The sequence below is a fragment of the Mycobacterium kiyosense genome (assembly GCA_021654635.1).
Classification (GTDB): domain Bacteria; phylum Actinomycetota; class Actinomycetes; order Mycobacteriales; family Mycobacteriaceae; genus Mycobacterium; species Mycobacterium kiyosense.
Genome location: AP025179.1, coordinates 3,839,823 through 3,854,118 on the forward strand (window position 1 = coordinate 3,839,823; position 14,296 = coordinate 3,854,118).

Consider the following 14,296-nt stretch of genomic DNA (forward strand, 5'->3'; position numbering starts at 1 on the left):
ATGGTCACTCACGGCCTCCGGGAGGCTCTCGTCGCCGCAGGCAACTTCCCTGAGCTGCTAACCGCAGAGCAGGTCTCAGCCTTGCTCGGCGTCTCGGCCGCGACGCTCAACCGTTGGGCAGCGCTCCGCGAAACGACCGGCGAGCAGATCGGCCCGCCCTGCTACACCCTGTCGGAGCGGGTGCGCCGCTGGGACTGCGCCGAAGTAAGGTCCTGGCTCAAGCAGGTGCGCCGGTAATGGCCGGCAACAATCCACGCGGTATCCGGAAGCGACTCAACGGCGCCGGGGAGCCTCGCTACCAAGTGCGCTACCAAGTCCGCGATCCGCTGACACCGTCCGGCTGGGTCGAGACGTCAGCCACATTCCCGACCCTGCGGGAGGCAAAGGCGTTCAAATCGGAACGCGACAACGAGGCGGCGCTCGGTGCACGTCGGTTCGATCCACGCCTCGGACGCACACCGCTGAGCCGGATTTGGACGCAGTTCTCCGATTCCAAAAAGCCCGCGGTGTCGCCGAAGACATGGAGCGGCTACTCCCAGCACTGGGAACTCCGTATCGGACCCCGGTTCGGTCATATGCCCGTCGACGAAATCACCCGCACAGACGTCCAGGCGTTCGTTGACGGCTTGACCGTCGGCCCCTGGGCGAAAGTTTCCACGCTGCGACTGCTGCGTTCGATCCTTGACGTCGCCCACCAGGACGGCCGAATCCACCGCAACCCCGCCATTGGCGTCGCAGCGGGTCGCATTCCCGAGCGGGAACGTCACCGATACCTCAGCGCACCGGAGGTCCAGACACTCGCCACCGCCTGCGGGGACCAGGGCGATGTCGTGACCATCCTGGCCTACACCGGCCTGCGCTGGTCCGAACTCGTCGGCCTCCGCGTCAAAGACATCGACTTGACCGCCCGCCGCCTCTACGTCCGGCGGGCCGCACCTGAAGTCGAAGGCCGCATCGTCATCGGTCCGCCAAAGACCCGAGCCGGCATCCGAACCGTCCCGCTCCCCCAAGCCGTCGTCGACATCTTCCAGGGGCGCATCACCGGTCGGAACCCCGAAGAACCTGCCGTCACATCTCCCAATGGCGCGATGTTGCGGTCCAACAACTGGCGCCGGCACACGCACTGGAACAAAGTCCTAAAGAAAACCAACCTCGCCCCATTGACGATTCACGACTTACGCCACACCTACGCCAGCCTGGCCCGGAAATCAGGTGCCGACTGGCTATGACAGTTTGATTCAGGACCGGTGTGACGGCCTGATTCAGGACCACCTTCTTTCAGACCGGTGTGTTGTGACGGTTTGATTCAGGACCACCCTCGACGGTTGGCGTGTCGATTATTGGCTCGCTGTCGGAGGGTTCCGGATGGGAAGTCGTGTGGAGCTGTTCGCCCAGATACGTAGGGACGCCCGGGTCGAGGGTTTGGGTATTCGGGCGCTTGCTCGTAAGTACAAGGTTGGCCGGGATACGGTCCGGCACGCGTTGGCGAATCCGGAGCCGCCGAGGCGGAAGACACCGGTGCGGGAGTCGCCGAAACTGGGCCCGCTCAAACCTGCGATTGATGCGATGCTGCGGACCGATCTGGATGCGCCCCGCAAGCAACGCCACACTGCGACAAGGATTTGCAATCGTCTGGCCGATGAACACGGCGTTGAGGATGTGTCGTATTCGTCGGTGCGTGACTATGTCCGGGTCCGTCGTGCGGAGATCATCGCCGAGTCCGGTAAGCAGGCGCAGGAAGCGTTCGTGCCGCAGGAACACCCGCCCGGCGCTGAAGCTGAGGTTGATTTCGGCGAGGTTCACGTCATCCTCGCTGGTGTCAGAACCCGCTGCTACATGTTCGTTTTTCGAATGTCGATGTCCGGCAAGGCAGTCCATCGGGTGTATGCGACTCAGTCCAGCGGAGTTCCTCGAAGGCCACATCGAAGCATTCGACGTGATCGGCGGCATCCCGGTGCGCCATATCCGCTACGACAACTTGAAGTCTGCGGTCACCTCGGTGGTGTTCGGCCGCGGTCGGGGCAGGGTCGAGAACGACCGGTGGGTGCTGTTCAGATCGTTCTACGGGTTCGACCCGTTCTACTGCCAGCCGGGAGTGAAAGGCGCCCACGAGAAAGGCGGAGTCGAGGGCGAGATCGGACGTTTCCGCCGCACCTGGCTCACGCCCATGCCGGAAGTGGACTCGCTGTCAGAGCTCAACGACTACATCCGCCGCTGCGAAGCACGTGAGGATCATCGGCGGGTCACCGGCCGGCTGCACACCGTGGGCCAGGACTTCCAGACCGAACGAGAACATCTCGCCGCTCTGCCTGCCGAGCGGTTCGACCCGGGCTGGTGCTGCATCCACGGTGGACCGGTCGGCGCTGATCAGCGCGGTCGGCGAAGTACTCGGTTCCCGCCCGGTTGATCGGACGCAAAGTCAGGGTGTCGCTGCGGGCCTCGGAGTTGGTCGTCTTCGACGGCCGCACTATCGCCGCACGCCATGAACGCGTCACGACCCGCAACGGGCAATCGATCAACCTCGACCACTATCTGGAGGTGTTGCACTGCAAACCCGGCGCGTTGCCCGGCTCCACCGCGCTTGCTCAGGCCCGCGCCGCCGGCACTTTCACCGCAGCGCACGAGGCGTTCTGGCAGCAGGCCCGCCGCGTCGACGGCGATGCTGGCGGGACTCGCTCGCTAATCGACGTGCTGCTGCTGCACCGCAGCATGCGCGCTACCGATGTGATCGCCGGGATCCACGCCGCCCTGTCGGTCGGTGCCGTTTCAGCGGATGTGGTCGCGGTCGAAGCACGCCTGCATGCCGCCGGTGGTGGTCTCGAATCAGACCGTCACGCCGGTAACCATGCCAATACCGTCGATTACCGGGTCGTCAGTCTGACCCAGCGCCGCCTGGCTGATCCAGCGACCGTGATCGCCGGCCTGCCACCCGACACCCGGCCGCTGCCTGACGTCGCGGCCTACGACGAGCTGCTCCAACGCAGACCCCAACAACACCGCCACCCGGTGACGGAATGGAAGGAACGACTGGATCATGAGCACGGCCACGAAAGTCACCAACACCCTGCGCCGCCAACGCGGGATGACCCCACAAGCGGCCCAAGCCGCCGTCGATTCCGCATGCCGACGCCTGCGGTTGCCGACCGTGCGTGCGGTGATCGACGAAGCAGTGAAAGTCGCCGAGCGTGAACAGCTCACCTACCACGGCTTCCTCGCCGAACTGCTCCTGGCCGAATGCGATGACCGGGACCGCCGATCCACCTTGCGGCGAGTCGCAGCGGCCGGGTTTCCACGTCAGAAATGGTTGGGCGACTTCGATTTCGACGCCAACCCAAACATCAACGCCGCCACCGTACATACCGTCGCCCAAGGCGATTGGATACGCCGAGGCGACCCGCTCTGCCTGATCGGCGACTCGGGCACCGGCAAGTCCCACCTGCTCATTGGTGTGGGCACCGCCGCCGCCGAGCAAGGCTTCCGCGTCCGCTACACACTGGCGACCAAACTGGTCAACGAACTCGTCGAGGCCGCCGATGAAAAGCAACTCGCCCGCACGATCGCCCGCTACGGCCGCGTCGATCTTTTATGTATCGACGAACTCGGCTACATGGAACTCGACCGCCGGGGCGCAGGTTGCTGTTCCAAGTACTCACTGAACGCGAGGAAAGGCGTCAGTAGCCATCGCATCCAACGAGAGTTTCTCCGGCTGGACCAAAACCTTCACCGACCCCCGACTCTGCGCCGCGATCGTCGACCGACTCACCTTCCACGGCACCATCATCGAAACCGGCACCACCTCATACCGGCTCAGCCATACCCGCGGTAGCAGCTCGCGATCACAGCCTACGAAGACGCCTGAGCCACCACCTCCTCGCCGAGGTGGTCCCGAATCAAGCCGTCACAGTGGTCCTGAGTCAGGTTGACATAGAGAGCCGACCTTCGCTACGTGCAGAAGACCATGGGCCACTCAACGCCGACCGTCACCGCCAACATCTATAGCGACCTCTACGCCGACGAGCTGGACCAGGTCGCAACCAACCTCGATCAGCTACATGCGACTGAGATTCAAACACTCAAGACCGGACAAGAACCGGACGAGTCAAACCAACCACCGAGTGCATAACCCGTGTCAATGCAGGTAGACGTAGTGGTCCCGGCTGGGATCGAACCAGCGACCTTCCGCGTGTGAAGCGGACGCTCTTCCACTGAGCCACGGGACCGGCGCCGAGAGGCGAACGACGTCGAACACTAGCACGACCGTCGTACCGGCCGGGCGGGCCAGGTGGTCCGGAAGGGTATGGCGAAGGGTGTGGCGAGCATCGCGACACGGCGCGGACCAAGGAATTTGTGTGCGCTCGCACACTGGACTATCGTCGTGCTTCGCACCGGGCGACGATCTCGCCCGTTGCGCGCGGATGTAGCGCAGTTGGTAGCGCATCACCTTGCCAAGGTGAGGGTCGCGGGTTCGAATCCCGTCATCCGCTCGGTGCAAGTGGCATCAACCCCAGCGGTGGAGTGGCCGAGTGGTGAGGCAACGGCCTGCAAAGCCGTGCACACGGGTTCGATTCCCGTCTCCACCTCCAATTTTTGCTCCCAGCGCGATTAGCTCAGCGGGAGAGCGCTTCCCTGACACGGAAGAGGTCACTGGTTCAATCCCAGTATCGCGCACCAGCATCACCGCAGGTCAGACATCATTTTTAGATTTCCGATCCGGCCTCGTGCCCATGATGTGCCCAACAGATGCGCCGGCTGCCTTCTCGATCACCACACGAGAGGGGTTTGCCCATGACCACCAACTATCCCGTCGACTCGACTTACCACGCCTGCTGCGATGGCATCGGCACCCACACGGCCGCCTGCGGCGCGGGTCGGTTGTCGGACCATTCGGGCAAAGTGCACACCATGACCAACACCACCACTCCCGAATCCCCCACCCAGACATGGCGCGATCTCGTACGCCGGCTCACGCCGGAGCAGGTCGCTGACCTTGAGGAATGGGAACGCCGCGGCGGGGACTGCACTCCCGACGCCTACCGCGAATGGCTGGTCGGCGAAGCGCGCGACTACATCGCTACCAACGAGCGCGATGCCGAACTCTCTGCCCGTATCCATCCACCCGCTGGCGCCAAGTCAGTCGACGGATGGAACAGCATCGATAAGCAGACCGGCCGCCAGTGCCGGCCGGTGCGGTGGGCCACCTACGCCGCCGGCCGCTTGTCGGTCGATATCGATGGCTTGCAGGACGAGACCGGCGCCGTTGATGGACCGCACCTGACGGTCTTCGGCCTGGAGGACGGCGGGGCGCTCACGATTACTGATGCGCGTCAGTTGGCTGTTGCCCTAGTCGCGGCTGCTGATGAGATGGAGCGGCTGACCGCCTGATCGCAACGAACACGAGCGGCCCCGGGCATCCGAACTGCTCGGGGCCGCCATCACGCCCACGCCCACTCCACTTTCCTTGCGGCCCGTTCTCTTTCTTTGCGCTGCGCGACGACGAACGCGTCTTCGACGCGGGCAGTTTGGATGTTGAAAACCGTTTGCGGTCCAGGGCGCGGGGCAGCGCCGACACTGTGCACACTGTCCGCCGCCCCCGCGGCCGGGGCCGGGGTGAGGGCCGCGGGCTGCACCATCGACGCCGGGGTCGCACCACCACCTCCACCGCCGCCGGAACCTCCGATCGAGATGCCGCTGACGAACTTCGAGATGCCCTGCAGCCAGCCGGGCGAGCTGGGGACACCGAACGCGTCAAGCGCCGCCCCTACCTGGCCGGACACCGCGGCGCCAGCTGCTTGACCGAAAACACTGAGGTCGGTACCGCTTTGGGTCGCGCCGACACCTTGGCCGAGGCTGCTGAGCCCGAATCCGGCCATGTCGCTGAACGACGTCGGCAGCGCGAACCCGCCCGACGAACCGCCCGCCCCAGACGACGCCGGGGTTGCGCCGGCCGCGGCGCCGGTGGACGCGTCCTTGAGCCCCGCCGGGGTGGCCGCATCATCACCTCGACCTTGGCCGGGCCTGGTCGCGCCACCCGAGCCTTGCAGAGCCCCGAGGAGGCCGCCGGTGATGCCCGGGCCCGAGAAGATGTGGACGTGGTCCATGTGGTTCTGCGTCGGTGAGCCGCGGTCTTCCATGTCGTAGCCGCCGCCGCCCGGATAGTAGAGATGCTGCCGCCAGATCACCCATTTCAGGTCGATCGCAGCAGCATTCGCGAGCGCGAAGTCCTTGACAGCGTCGCCCTTGGCTTTGTCGTTGCCGACCATCACGTCCAGGGCACGGCCGGTGGAATGCTCGCCGTACTTGTCGGCGGGCCGGTAGCCGCCGATGTCGGCGATCCCGAAACGTTCCGCGATGATCTTGCGGAGCTGCGCTGAACCGGCGACCAGGCCACCCGAGTCGAAACCCGGCAGCGACTTAAGCCAATCCCACAGCGGCACACCAGCATTGACCATTTGCAGCAGCGGGAGATTCTTCGCGGTGTCCTCAGCGTTGGTGAGGAACTCGCCGTTGGACACCCGCACCGTCGCCGGCAATCCGAGGATACTGTCCGACGTTCCAGTGCCCGGGCCGCGGATCATCCCGTTGAGAACATCGGCCATGCCGCCCGACGCGCGGCCGGGGAGTTCGGGGCCTAGTCCTCCTTGACTGACCGGAATGTCGTACAGGCTCTGTGAGCCCTTGCTCGGATTGACGCCCGGCACCGGCGGCGGGTTGTCCTCAACGCTGCGCTGCGTCGGCGGCAGATTCTGCGGGTTCCCCTTCCACCGGTTTGCGGCGTCGAACCGAGCAGGATCGTTGCTTAACAAGTCGGACAGGTGGTCCAGTGCAGGCTGCGCCTCGTGCAGCGCGAGAACAATTGCCGAGATCGGGCCTGCCCACTTCGCCAAATTCGCGGCGATACCGGGAGTGACGCCCTCGATCTGCCCGGCAAAATCCTGGACTCCCGCTTTGGCTCTGACGAAGTTCCCTTGCAGTTCCCCAGCTTTCTGGGCGGCTTCAGAGAGCGGCTGCGGCCACGATGAGATGTCGATACCCAGTTGCTTTGCGACCGGCGCCATCTGGGTTATGGCGTTAGCCACGCCCTGCAGCCCTCCGCTGGCGTCCCCTTGCCTAATACGGGCTAGAGCGTCGGCCATACCCCGTACGCCTTCGGCGGCCGGAGTCACATTGTCCGCAACTTTGCGCAGCCACTCGCCCACAGGGCTGTTGCCGATCGCCTTTCCGATCGTCTCGCCGATCGCGCCGCCGATTTTCTCGCCGATTTTCCTTTTCAGCTCATCGACCGGCATATCCATGTCATCGGCCGCGTCCTGCAGCGCCTCGTTGATCGTGTCGCGCAACACCTGGCCGACACCCTGACTGGCCTCCTGCGCCTGCCTCTTGACCGGGCCGGGGTCGATCTTCGTCTCAATCCGGACCTGCGGCGGCTTCGACTTCTTGACCGCATCGGCGACCGACTTCTCAACCTTCGCCGGCTCGACCTTCGGCTCAACCGGAACTTCCAGCGGCTTCTTCTTGACCGCATCGCGCACCGACTGGTCGAGCTTCTTCGCCTCACTCGACCCAGAATCCGGCCACTTCGGCTCAACCGTGACCGGAATAACCTGGCCCGCGATCTGCTTCTCGATCGCCTCCGAAACACCCTTAAGGCTGGGGATGATCTGAAGGACAGCATAGCCAATTGTGGTGTCGCTCATGCGATTTCATCCATAGTTACTCGGTCCGACATGCCGTTTTCAGCCTCTCAGACGGGTCTTACCCCGCCGGCTATCCTGTGCCGTTTTCTCGGAATGATGCTTGCGGCAAAGGCTTTGGAAATTCGACGGGTCGTAGCGGCGTGAGTCGCCCTTCGGCAGCTCCGCCAACGGGACGATGTGGTCGACGACGTCGACCAGGCGCGGGCAGCCGGGCACCGCCCACACACGCGCGGCGGAGCAGATGGCATGACGAGACTCCTACGAAGACGTCAGGGTGGCCTTGACGACACCGAGGGGCTGGTAGACCGACGTTCCGAACCGGCCTTCACAGCGAGCACGAACGGTGTTGGTTGAGAAGTCCGTGGCGTTGCTCACCTCCGACCACTGCAGCGCCACGCCGCTGGTGTCGGTGTCGACGCCCACGGCACCTGTGGCCAGGACGTGCCCCGTGCCCGATGCCTCGACGTTGGCCACGACGACCGGGACGCCGAACAGTCTTCGACTCGCCGCGTCGTACGGCAGGCTCATGTGCTCGATCGCGTTGGTGGAGGCCACCTGAAGCTCAACGCTTTCCCAGTCGAGCGGGTGGAGCACGATGCCAGCGGGGCTGAACCCGAGGGCCTCGAGCTTCGTCAGGGACTTGCGCAACGTGACCAGGGGGCTGGTGGCGTAGGCCTGCGTCTGAATGCCGCTGGTGCCGTTGATATCGGCCAGCACCTTCGATTCCACGGCGGTCTGGATACCGTAGGCGAGTTCGTGCTCGACGAAGGTCTTCAACTCGGTGGCATCGACGAACCAGTACCTTGGGACACCTTCGCTCAGGTGCGCGATGACAGACAGCGAGCCGTCGATCGGCACGATGGTGTACGTCGATGTCGGCTTGACCGCGCCCTCGGCGACGACGGCCGCCGCGTTGCTCCTCACCGACTGCCTCAAATACCGGTAGGCGGGCTGGCCGTGCTTCTTCACCGGCAGGATGTTCAGCAGCGACGTCGCGGGCCGGTTCATCGGGATCGGCGTGGCCGTGAGTTCGGTGTCGACGAACACCGGGCTTCCGGTCGCAAGCCCCTTCTGCCCGAGGCCCGACGCCGCCTTGGCCGACCAGGACTTGCCGAACGACAGGAACTTGCCACCCGTGCCGCCGCAATCGCCGCCGGCCTCAGCCGCCATCGCGTCGAGCTGGCCCATGATGTCCGAAGTCTTCGCGGCACCCGCGTCGTAGGCCTTCAACGCCGCCAACGCGTCATCGACGATCTTCTTCTCGGAGGGGGTGAAATCGCGGCCCTCGTCGATTGCCTTCTGCGCGAGGTCATGGACTCTCTTGCGCAGTTGGTCCCGAAATTGGTTCATCTGTCAGCGCCTCCTCGACGCAAATCCGCGCGCGAAATGCGCGCACTGAAGTGGATTCGCTTGGAGGACGGACGGATTGGGCTGGTCCCCGGAGGACGGACCCGTGTACCGCTGGTCAAGGCCAAGGCTTATCCCCCCGCGACGATGGATGAGGGCTTGACCGCTGGCCACTCCGGGCGCCGGCTGTACGGACCGACCCCGGGGGCGGACGGGCTGACGCCCCCACCACATCCCCACAGAAAGAGACCCCCCGATCATACGTCGCCGCCCTGACAATGCGGCGCATTCTCCTCGTCGTCGGCAAGCCGGCGCACGAGCGCGATCCAATTTGCCAGGAACTTCTCCGGATCCTCGAGCCCCCGATCGAGCACATGATTCAGCGCGGCGGCCTGGGCCAAGATGAGCCGATCGACGTCCTCCGCGGTCTCGCACTCCGCGGCCAGCAGCGGCAGCACGTCGTCATCGCCACGGCGCCGGGCCAACGCCAGCCGCAATCCGCGCTCAACGTCGCGGTACCCCGGCAGGATCACTTTGCCGCCTCCGGCCCGCGTTCATGCAACGTCCTGTGCATAAAACTCCTCAATTTATCCACCATTTTCGGCTAAAGGTTTGCTGTAGCAGGGTTGGATTTTGCTCCGCTAGGCAGAGGGTTTGCTGCAAAACGGCACCCCCTGGCCCAAATAACCCCCCCACCAGCACTTTTGTGCAAAAAACAGCCGCACCACCGGGCCGCGGGGCGTTTGTGCTGGTCAGAGCGATGCGGACCCCCTTACCCCTGACCTGCGGTTTTGCCGCTGGCTTGTTTGCTGCAGCGGAGGTTGCGCAACGACCAGGTTTGCTGGGCGTGGATATGCATGCTCGGTTATGCATAGAGCTGGCCGTCGCTGTTGTCGGGGTCCGCGTCGAGGTCGGCGTCGATGAGGGTGCGTTGGAGTGCTGCGCGTGTGGCGTCCGAGCCCTGCAGCAGCATCAGTGCGACGACCAGGTTGCGGGTCTGCACGGTGAGGATGGCCAGGGTGGCGTCCAGTCCTGCGACTGCGGCGCGGGTGAGTGCCCGGTGGACGTGCTTGGGGTTTGCGTCGAGTAGGCCGAGTGCGAGTTGCGCGCCGATCGCCTGGTGGTTTGGTTCGATCTGGATGTCGAGCATCTGCAGTTGGGGTTGGCGTTCGGTCATGCGGTGGGTTGCCTTTCGTTGAGTGCTCGGCGGACGGTGCCCGCGCTGCTGCCGGTTGCTGTGGCGATCGCGCGGTAGCTCAGGCCTTTCTGGTGTAGCGCGGCGAAGCGTTCTGCCCGCTGCGTCTTTCGGTCGGCGGCGGTTGGGGTGGCGGGTGGGCGGATGATGCGGCCGGCGACGACGCCGTGGGGTTGTTGGTCTGGTGTGAGGTTGTCGAGCCAGTCGCGGCAGGCCATCAGCGCCGGGCATTGAGCGCAGGCGTCGAGGGCGTCGTGACGGGCTTGTCGGACGGCTGCTGGTGGTTTCCGTTTCCGCCAGGGGGTGCTGGTGGCGTCGAACAGTTCCCACTGTCCGAGGCATCGGGCGCCGGGTAGCGGTGGGAGGGCGGCGGCCAGGGCGGCGAGCATCTCGGGCAGCGATGTGTGCGCGGTTGACGTGGGGTCTGTGTTCTGGCTCATGGGGTTTGTCCCTTTCATCGTTTCCCCTACCCCCCCTCTCTATAAGAGAGGGGGTAGGAACGTGATTGCTATTGCCGTGATTGCCGTGATTGCTCGCGTGACTTCTCTTCTTGCACTGCTCCGTTCTTTGTGATGGGTGTGATCGATGCGTGATACTCGGAATCGGGGAAAGGCGGCGTGACGTCTCTACCAGCGGTTTTGCCGATTTCGTGAATGGGGCGTGATTGGTTCTCAGCCAGGAACCACGCGGTGCTCTGACGCGTCTCGCCACCGCCGCGACTGCCTTCGATGCGCACCAACACCCCTGCCGCGGCCAGCTGGTCGAGCTTGCGGCGGGCTTTCTCGACGTCGGCCCGCGAGGGTGTCGTCTTCTCCGTGATGGCCTGCGCGGCGCCCTTGGCCGTCAGCCCGTCGACTCCTGACGCGCGCACGAGCGCGACAAGATCGACCGCGTGATCGACGGTCATCTGCCCGCTGGTCTGGTCGTGCAGAAGCCGGTAGGGGCCGACCTCATCAGCAGGTTGCTTCACGTGCCGGAAGCTGACGATCGGGTCGCCGGGTTCGCCGCCGAGCAACACGACCGATCCGCAGCCCGACGTCAGCCATGTTGAGCCGTAGACGTCGTCCACCGACGGGGCGCCGCGTGGTGTGAGGGGGTTGCGTTTCTTGGTGTGTGGTGCAACTCCATCATCTGACACCCTTGGGCCAGCACGGTTTGTCGTGCCCGGTTCCATTGCGCGCCAACGCGGTCCTCGCTGAGGCTCACGGCCGCGTCCTTGAGGGAGTCGACGACCACAACCCCTGCGCGGTAGTAGTCGACCATGCGGGCGAGCGTGCCCGGGTTGGCGGCGAGGTCGCGTGTCGGCGGGCCGCGCCACACGTGGAGCCGCTCGGCCAGCACTTGGCGGTCGGCCTCTCCGAAGATCCGGCCCGCGGCCCGCGCGATCTGGTGTGGGCGGTCCATCGCGAGGTAGAGCACTCGGCCCACGTCGGTGCTGACGGGCAGACCGAGCAAGCGACCGGATCCGAGGCCGAGGAGTTCCACGCACCAACGCCAGGGCCAGCGTCGTCTTACCGAGGCCTTGGCCGCCGGCCAGCATGAACGCCTCACCGGCCGACCACAGCACCGAGTTGTCGCGGCCCCAGATCGCGGGAATGCCGGCCGGCGTGTCCAGCACGAACTCGGCGCCGCTGACGCCATACTCGGGCGACGGCGCCGGGTCGACGTCCTGATCGAGAACAATCACGGCGGACGCCTCGACGGCGTCGAACCGTAGCCGCTCGGCGATCTCCCGACCTCGAGCGAGTAGGTCGTCCTCGGTCATGCGATCTCGCCGCCGCTCGCTTCGAACAACAGCTCGGCGAGTTGACGTTCGTTACCGCCGCGTCGGTAAAGCGATTGCAGCACTTCGATTTTGAGAAGCGGCACTTGGCCGGCCCTGAGGAGATGCAGAGCGGCATCGCGGCCCGCATCGATCATCTTGTTTGACAGCGGCGGCCGAGAGCATGTGCACGGCCACGGATCTGGGCATCCGCAGTCGAGTGGTGCGACGCGTCGGCGGGCAGCGCGTCGCCGTTTCCACGCGGCCACGCCGTTATGCTGGGGGCGATCCGCTGCCGTGGATTCTGACGGAGCCGCCTCCCGGGCAGTGAGGCGGCTCCTTCGTAGGTTCCTCATGCGCGCCCGATCGGCTGCAGAAGGGCGTCGAGTTCATCGGCGTCGACCTTGATGAGCCTGGGCCCAACGCGGTAGCCGGTGAGTCGGCCGTCGGCGATGTATCGGCGGATGGTGCGCGGGTTGACGCCGAGATATTCGGCAGCGTCGTTGAGGGCGAGGTGACGTTTCGCGGACATGTCGAAACAAGCTCCTTGACTTGTTTCGGCAGCCCAACCGTGTTCCCCTCGCAGGGGTTTCGCGCACCGCTCCGGACTAGTTGTGTCAGTCTAAATCAGCATGCGCCCAAAATGTCTGCTTAACGCCCGGTGTGTCTGCGACCAGAGCGGCCAGCTGGACTTTGTCGATTGTGACTTCACCATGATCGCGGCACGAGTAGAAGCCTAGGCACTCGATCGGAGCAACGGCGCGGGGCAGATTCGGCCGACGCCGAAAGACGATCTTGCGATCGGCACCAGTGCCGACGTATCTCAGAATTTGACTCTCACGCTCAGCGATCTCAGCCTCGAGCTCTGCGACCGTGGGCGCTGCCAGCGGATACCAATCCACGATCGGCTCGGGGTGCTCGTTCTTGCTCATCGCTAGGTAGCGGCCTTGGCCGGTCGACTTCACTTCACCAATCGGCCTGCGACACTTCGGTTTTCCGTACCCACAACGGACGATCACCAACGGGATTTCATCGAGGTGCTCTATCCACCATTCCGCCATGCCCGGCCATAGACCTTCGTACCGGTGAGTGTCTGTCACGGCATACCTCCGTTCTCGGCGATCTTCGAGAGCAGAGCGGCGATCTGGCGGTCGCGGCCCTGGGCGGCGTGCTGATAGCGCATTGCGGCCTGTGGTGTGGAGTGGCCGAGGCGGGCCATGAGTTCGGCGAGGCTGGCTCCGGTCGCCGCCGCGAGCACCGCGCCGGAGTGGCGCAGGTCGTGCCAGCGGAGATCCTTGCGGCCCGCGGCTCCACGCGCTTTATACCAGTGCCGGTACAGCGTCGATGGCTGCAGGTGCCCGCCTGACTCGTTCGCGAAGATCAGCGAATCATGTTTTCCACCAACATATTTCGATAGATGCGTCTCGATTTGCGGAATGATGTGCGGCGGGATCGCGACGTCCCGTACGCCGGCGTCGGACTTCGGCGTCGTCACGGCGTACTCCCCCTGAGTCCGGACGGCTGCGCGTCGAATCCTGATCACCTCAGCCGACAAGTCGATGTCGCCGCGGCGGAGCTCGACGGTCTCGCCGAACCGCAACGCGCACCAGGACGCCAGCATCACCATCAGTTGCAGCCGTTCGGGCATCGCAGCCGTGACGGTGGCGAGTTCGTCGATCGATGCGGGCCGGATCTTGTGCACGCGCTTGGAGCGGCCTGCGCCGGTGATCCGACACGGGTTCGCGTCGAGCAGCTCGTCTGTAACCGCGCTTCCCATGATGGTGCGCAGCAGCGAGTAGGCATGGCTGCGCAGCGTTGGCCGATCGGCCAGGGTCGCGGTGTACCAGTCGCGGACGTCCTTCGGCTTGATCGAGGACACCTGCCGGTTGCCGAAGGTGGGCAACAGGTGGTCATCGAGAATCTTGGTGTAGTGCTCGCGAGTGCGGGCCTTGATGGGGCGGCCGGCGACTTGGCGGCCGTCGAGCCAGCCGGCGGCGTAGGCGCCGAAGGTGACAGGGTCGGGGCGGTCGTCGTCGGTGGCGTCCCAGACCTTGCGGTCGATGTCTCGGCGCTTGGCGACGACGTAGGCCTCGGCGTCGATGCGGGCGGCGAAAGTGTTCGGTGCTGGCCGGCGGATCCCGTCAGGGCCGGTGTAACGGACTTGGTAGCGGCCCGATGGCAGCTTGCGGATGGTGGCGAAGGACCGTTTGTCGCGGGTGGCTGCCATGGGCTCTCCGAGTGTCCAGTATCGCGGAAATGTATCGCGCTCGTGCCCGATACGTGCCCAATCACTGTACC

General features: G+C 65.0%; 14 protein-coding genes, 4 tRNA genes and 4 pseudogenes. 9 read left to right on the forward strand and 13 right to left on the reverse strand.

Translation table 11 applies throughout. The annotated features are described in order from the left end of the window. The 5 genes and pseudogenes from L6444_RS17925 to L6444_RS17945 all read left to right on the forward strand — a co-directional run. Positions 1-237, forward strand: a complete 237-nt coding sequence (locus tag L6444_RS17925) for a helix-turn-helix transcriptional regulator (RefSeq protein ID WP_065139020.1) — start codon at positions 1-3, stop codon at positions 235-237. After that, positions 237-1,220, forward strand: a pseudogene (locus tag L6444_RS17930) (site-specific integrase); the annotation flags it as partial. The gene L6444_RS17925 and the pseudogene L6444_RS17930, both read left to right, overlap by 1 nt. 145 nt (positions 1,221-1,365) lie before the next feature. Beyond that, a pseudogene (istA, locus tag L6444_RS17935) lies at positions 1,366-2,994 on the forward strand (IS21 family transposase); the annotation flags it as partial. A 40-nt stretch (positions 2,995-3,034) separates the two neighbouring features. After that, a pseudogene (istB, locus tag L6444_RS17940) lies at positions 3,035-3,923 on the forward strand (IS21-like element helper ATPase IstB). A gap of 8 nt (positions 3,924-3,931) precedes the next feature. Further along, positions 3,932-4,123, forward strand: a pseudogene (locus tag L6444_RS17945) (site-specific integrase); the annotation flags it as partial. Between the two features lie 25 nt (positions 4,124-4,148). Here the strand turns inward: L6444_RS17945 and L6444_RS17950 are convergent. Next, positions 4,149-4,220: transfer RNA gene (locus tag L6444_RS17950), tRNA-Val, on the reverse strand. 191 nt (positions 4,221-4,411) lie between these two features. Between L6444_RS17950 and L6444_RS17955 the strand changes: the two genes are divergently transcribed. The 4 genes from L6444_RS17955 to L6444_RS17970 all read left to right on the forward strand — a co-directional run bounded on the left by L6444_RS17955 (position 4,412) and on the right by L6444_RS17970 (position 5,382). Then, positions 4,412-4,484: transfer RNA gene (locus L6444_RS17955), tRNA-Gly, on the forward strand. Positions 4,485-4,509: 25 nt separating this feature from the next. Continuing rightward, positions 4,510-4,583, forward strand: a tRNA-Cys gene (locus L6444_RS17960). 13 nt (positions 4,584-4,596) lie between these two features. Beyond that, a tRNA-Val gene (locus tag L6444_RS17965) sits at positions 4,597-4,671 on the forward strand. A 114-nt stretch (positions 4,672-4,785) separates the two neighbouring features. Then, positions 4,786-5,382, forward strand: a complete 597-nt coding sequence (locus L6444_RS17970; RefSeq protein WP_236976321.1) for a hypothetical protein — start codon at positions 4,786-4,788, stop codon at positions 5,380-5,382. Positions 5,383-5,432: 50 nt separating this feature from the next. On the opposite strand, the gene L6444_RS17975 is transcribed toward L6444_RS17970, so the two are convergent. The 12 genes from L6444_RS17975 to L6444_RS18030 all read right to left on the reverse strand — a co-directional run bounded on the left by L6444_RS17975 (position 5,433) and on the right by L6444_RS18030 (position 14,225). Next, the gene (locus tag L6444_RS17975) at positions 5,433-7,694 is read right to left on the reverse strand and encodes a hypothetical protein (protein ID WP_236976322.1); all 2,262 of its coding nucleotides are present in this window, start codon (positions 7,692-7,694) and stop codon (positions 5,433-5,435) included. 39 nt (positions 7,695-7,733) lie between these two features. Continuing rightward, the gene (locus L6444_RS17980) at positions 7,734-7,919 is read right to left on the reverse strand and encodes an HNH endonuclease signature motif containing protein (RefSeq protein WP_309297853.1); all 186 of its coding nucleotides are present in this window, start codon (positions 7,917-7,919) and stop codon (positions 7,734-7,736) included. A gap of 33 nt (positions 7,920-7,952) precedes the next feature. Further along, a complete protein-coding gene (locus tag L6444_RS17985; RefSeq protein ID WP_236976323.1) occupies positions 7,953-9,044 on the reverse strand; it encodes a phage major capsid protein in 1,092 nt (363 codons plus the stop codon). Positions 9,045-9,298: 254 nt separating this feature from the next. Continuing rightward, positions 9,299-9,574, reverse strand: coding sequence for a hypothetical protein (locus L6444_RS17990; protein WP_236976324.1), 276 nt, complete (start codon positions 9,572-9,574; stop codon positions 9,299-9,301). Between the two features lie 332 nt (positions 9,575-9,906). Then, positions 9,907-10,218, reverse strand: a complete 312-nt coding sequence (locus L6444_RS17995; RefSeq protein WP_236976326.1) for a hypothetical protein — start codon at positions 10,216-10,218, stop codon at positions 9,907-9,909. Beyond that, the gene (locus L6444_RS18000) at positions 10,215-10,676 is read right to left on the reverse strand and encodes a helix-turn-helix domain-containing protein (RefSeq protein WP_236976327.1); all 462 of its coding nucleotides are present in this window, start codon (positions 10,674-10,676) and stop codon (positions 10,215-10,217) included. Before L6444_RS18000 ends, L6444_RS17995 begins: the two co-directional genes overlap by 4 nt. 68 nt (positions 10,677-10,744) lie before the next feature. Next, on the reverse strand, positions 10,745-11,305 hold the full coding sequence (locus L6444_RS18005; RefSeq protein WP_236976328.1) for a hypothetical protein: 561 nt from the start codon (positions 11,303-11,305) through the stop codon (positions 10,745-10,747). Beyond that, the gene (locus tag L6444_RS18010) at positions 11,275-11,721 is read right to left on the reverse strand and encodes a helicase RepA family protein (RefSeq protein ID WP_236976329.1); all 447 of its coding nucleotides are present in this window, start codon (positions 11,719-11,721) and stop codon (positions 11,275-11,277) included. The genes L6444_RS18005 and L6444_RS18010 overlap by 31 nt, the downstream gene beginning before the upstream one ends. A 276-nt stretch (positions 11,722-11,997) precedes the next feature. After that, entirely contained in the window at positions 11,998-12,156 is a 159-nt protein-coding gene (locus L6444_RS18015) for a hypothetical protein (RefSeq protein ID WP_236976330.1), read from the reverse strand. Between the two features lie 194 nt (positions 12,157-12,350). After that, on the reverse strand, positions 12,351-12,530 hold the full coding sequence (locus tag L6444_RS18020; protein WP_236976332.1) for a helix-turn-helix domain-containing protein: 180 nt from the start codon (positions 12,528-12,530) through the stop codon (positions 12,351-12,353). An 85-nt stretch (positions 12,531-12,615) separates the two neighbouring features. Further along, positions 12,616-13,098 carry a hypothetical protein gene (locus L6444_RS18025; protein ID WP_236976333.1) on the reverse strand — a complete coding sequence of 161 codons (483 nt, stop codon included), beginning with the start codon at positions 13,096-13,098 and terminating at the stop codon, positions 12,616-12,618. Further along, on the reverse strand, positions 13,095-14,225 hold the full coding sequence (locus L6444_RS18030; RefSeq protein WP_236976334.1) for a tyrosine-type recombinase/integrase: 1,131 nt from the start codon (positions 14,223-14,225) through the stop codon (positions 13,095-13,097). The genes L6444_RS18025 and L6444_RS18030 overlap by 4 nt, the downstream gene beginning before the upstream one ends. Between the last annotated feature and the right edge of the window lie 71 nt (positions 14,226-14,296).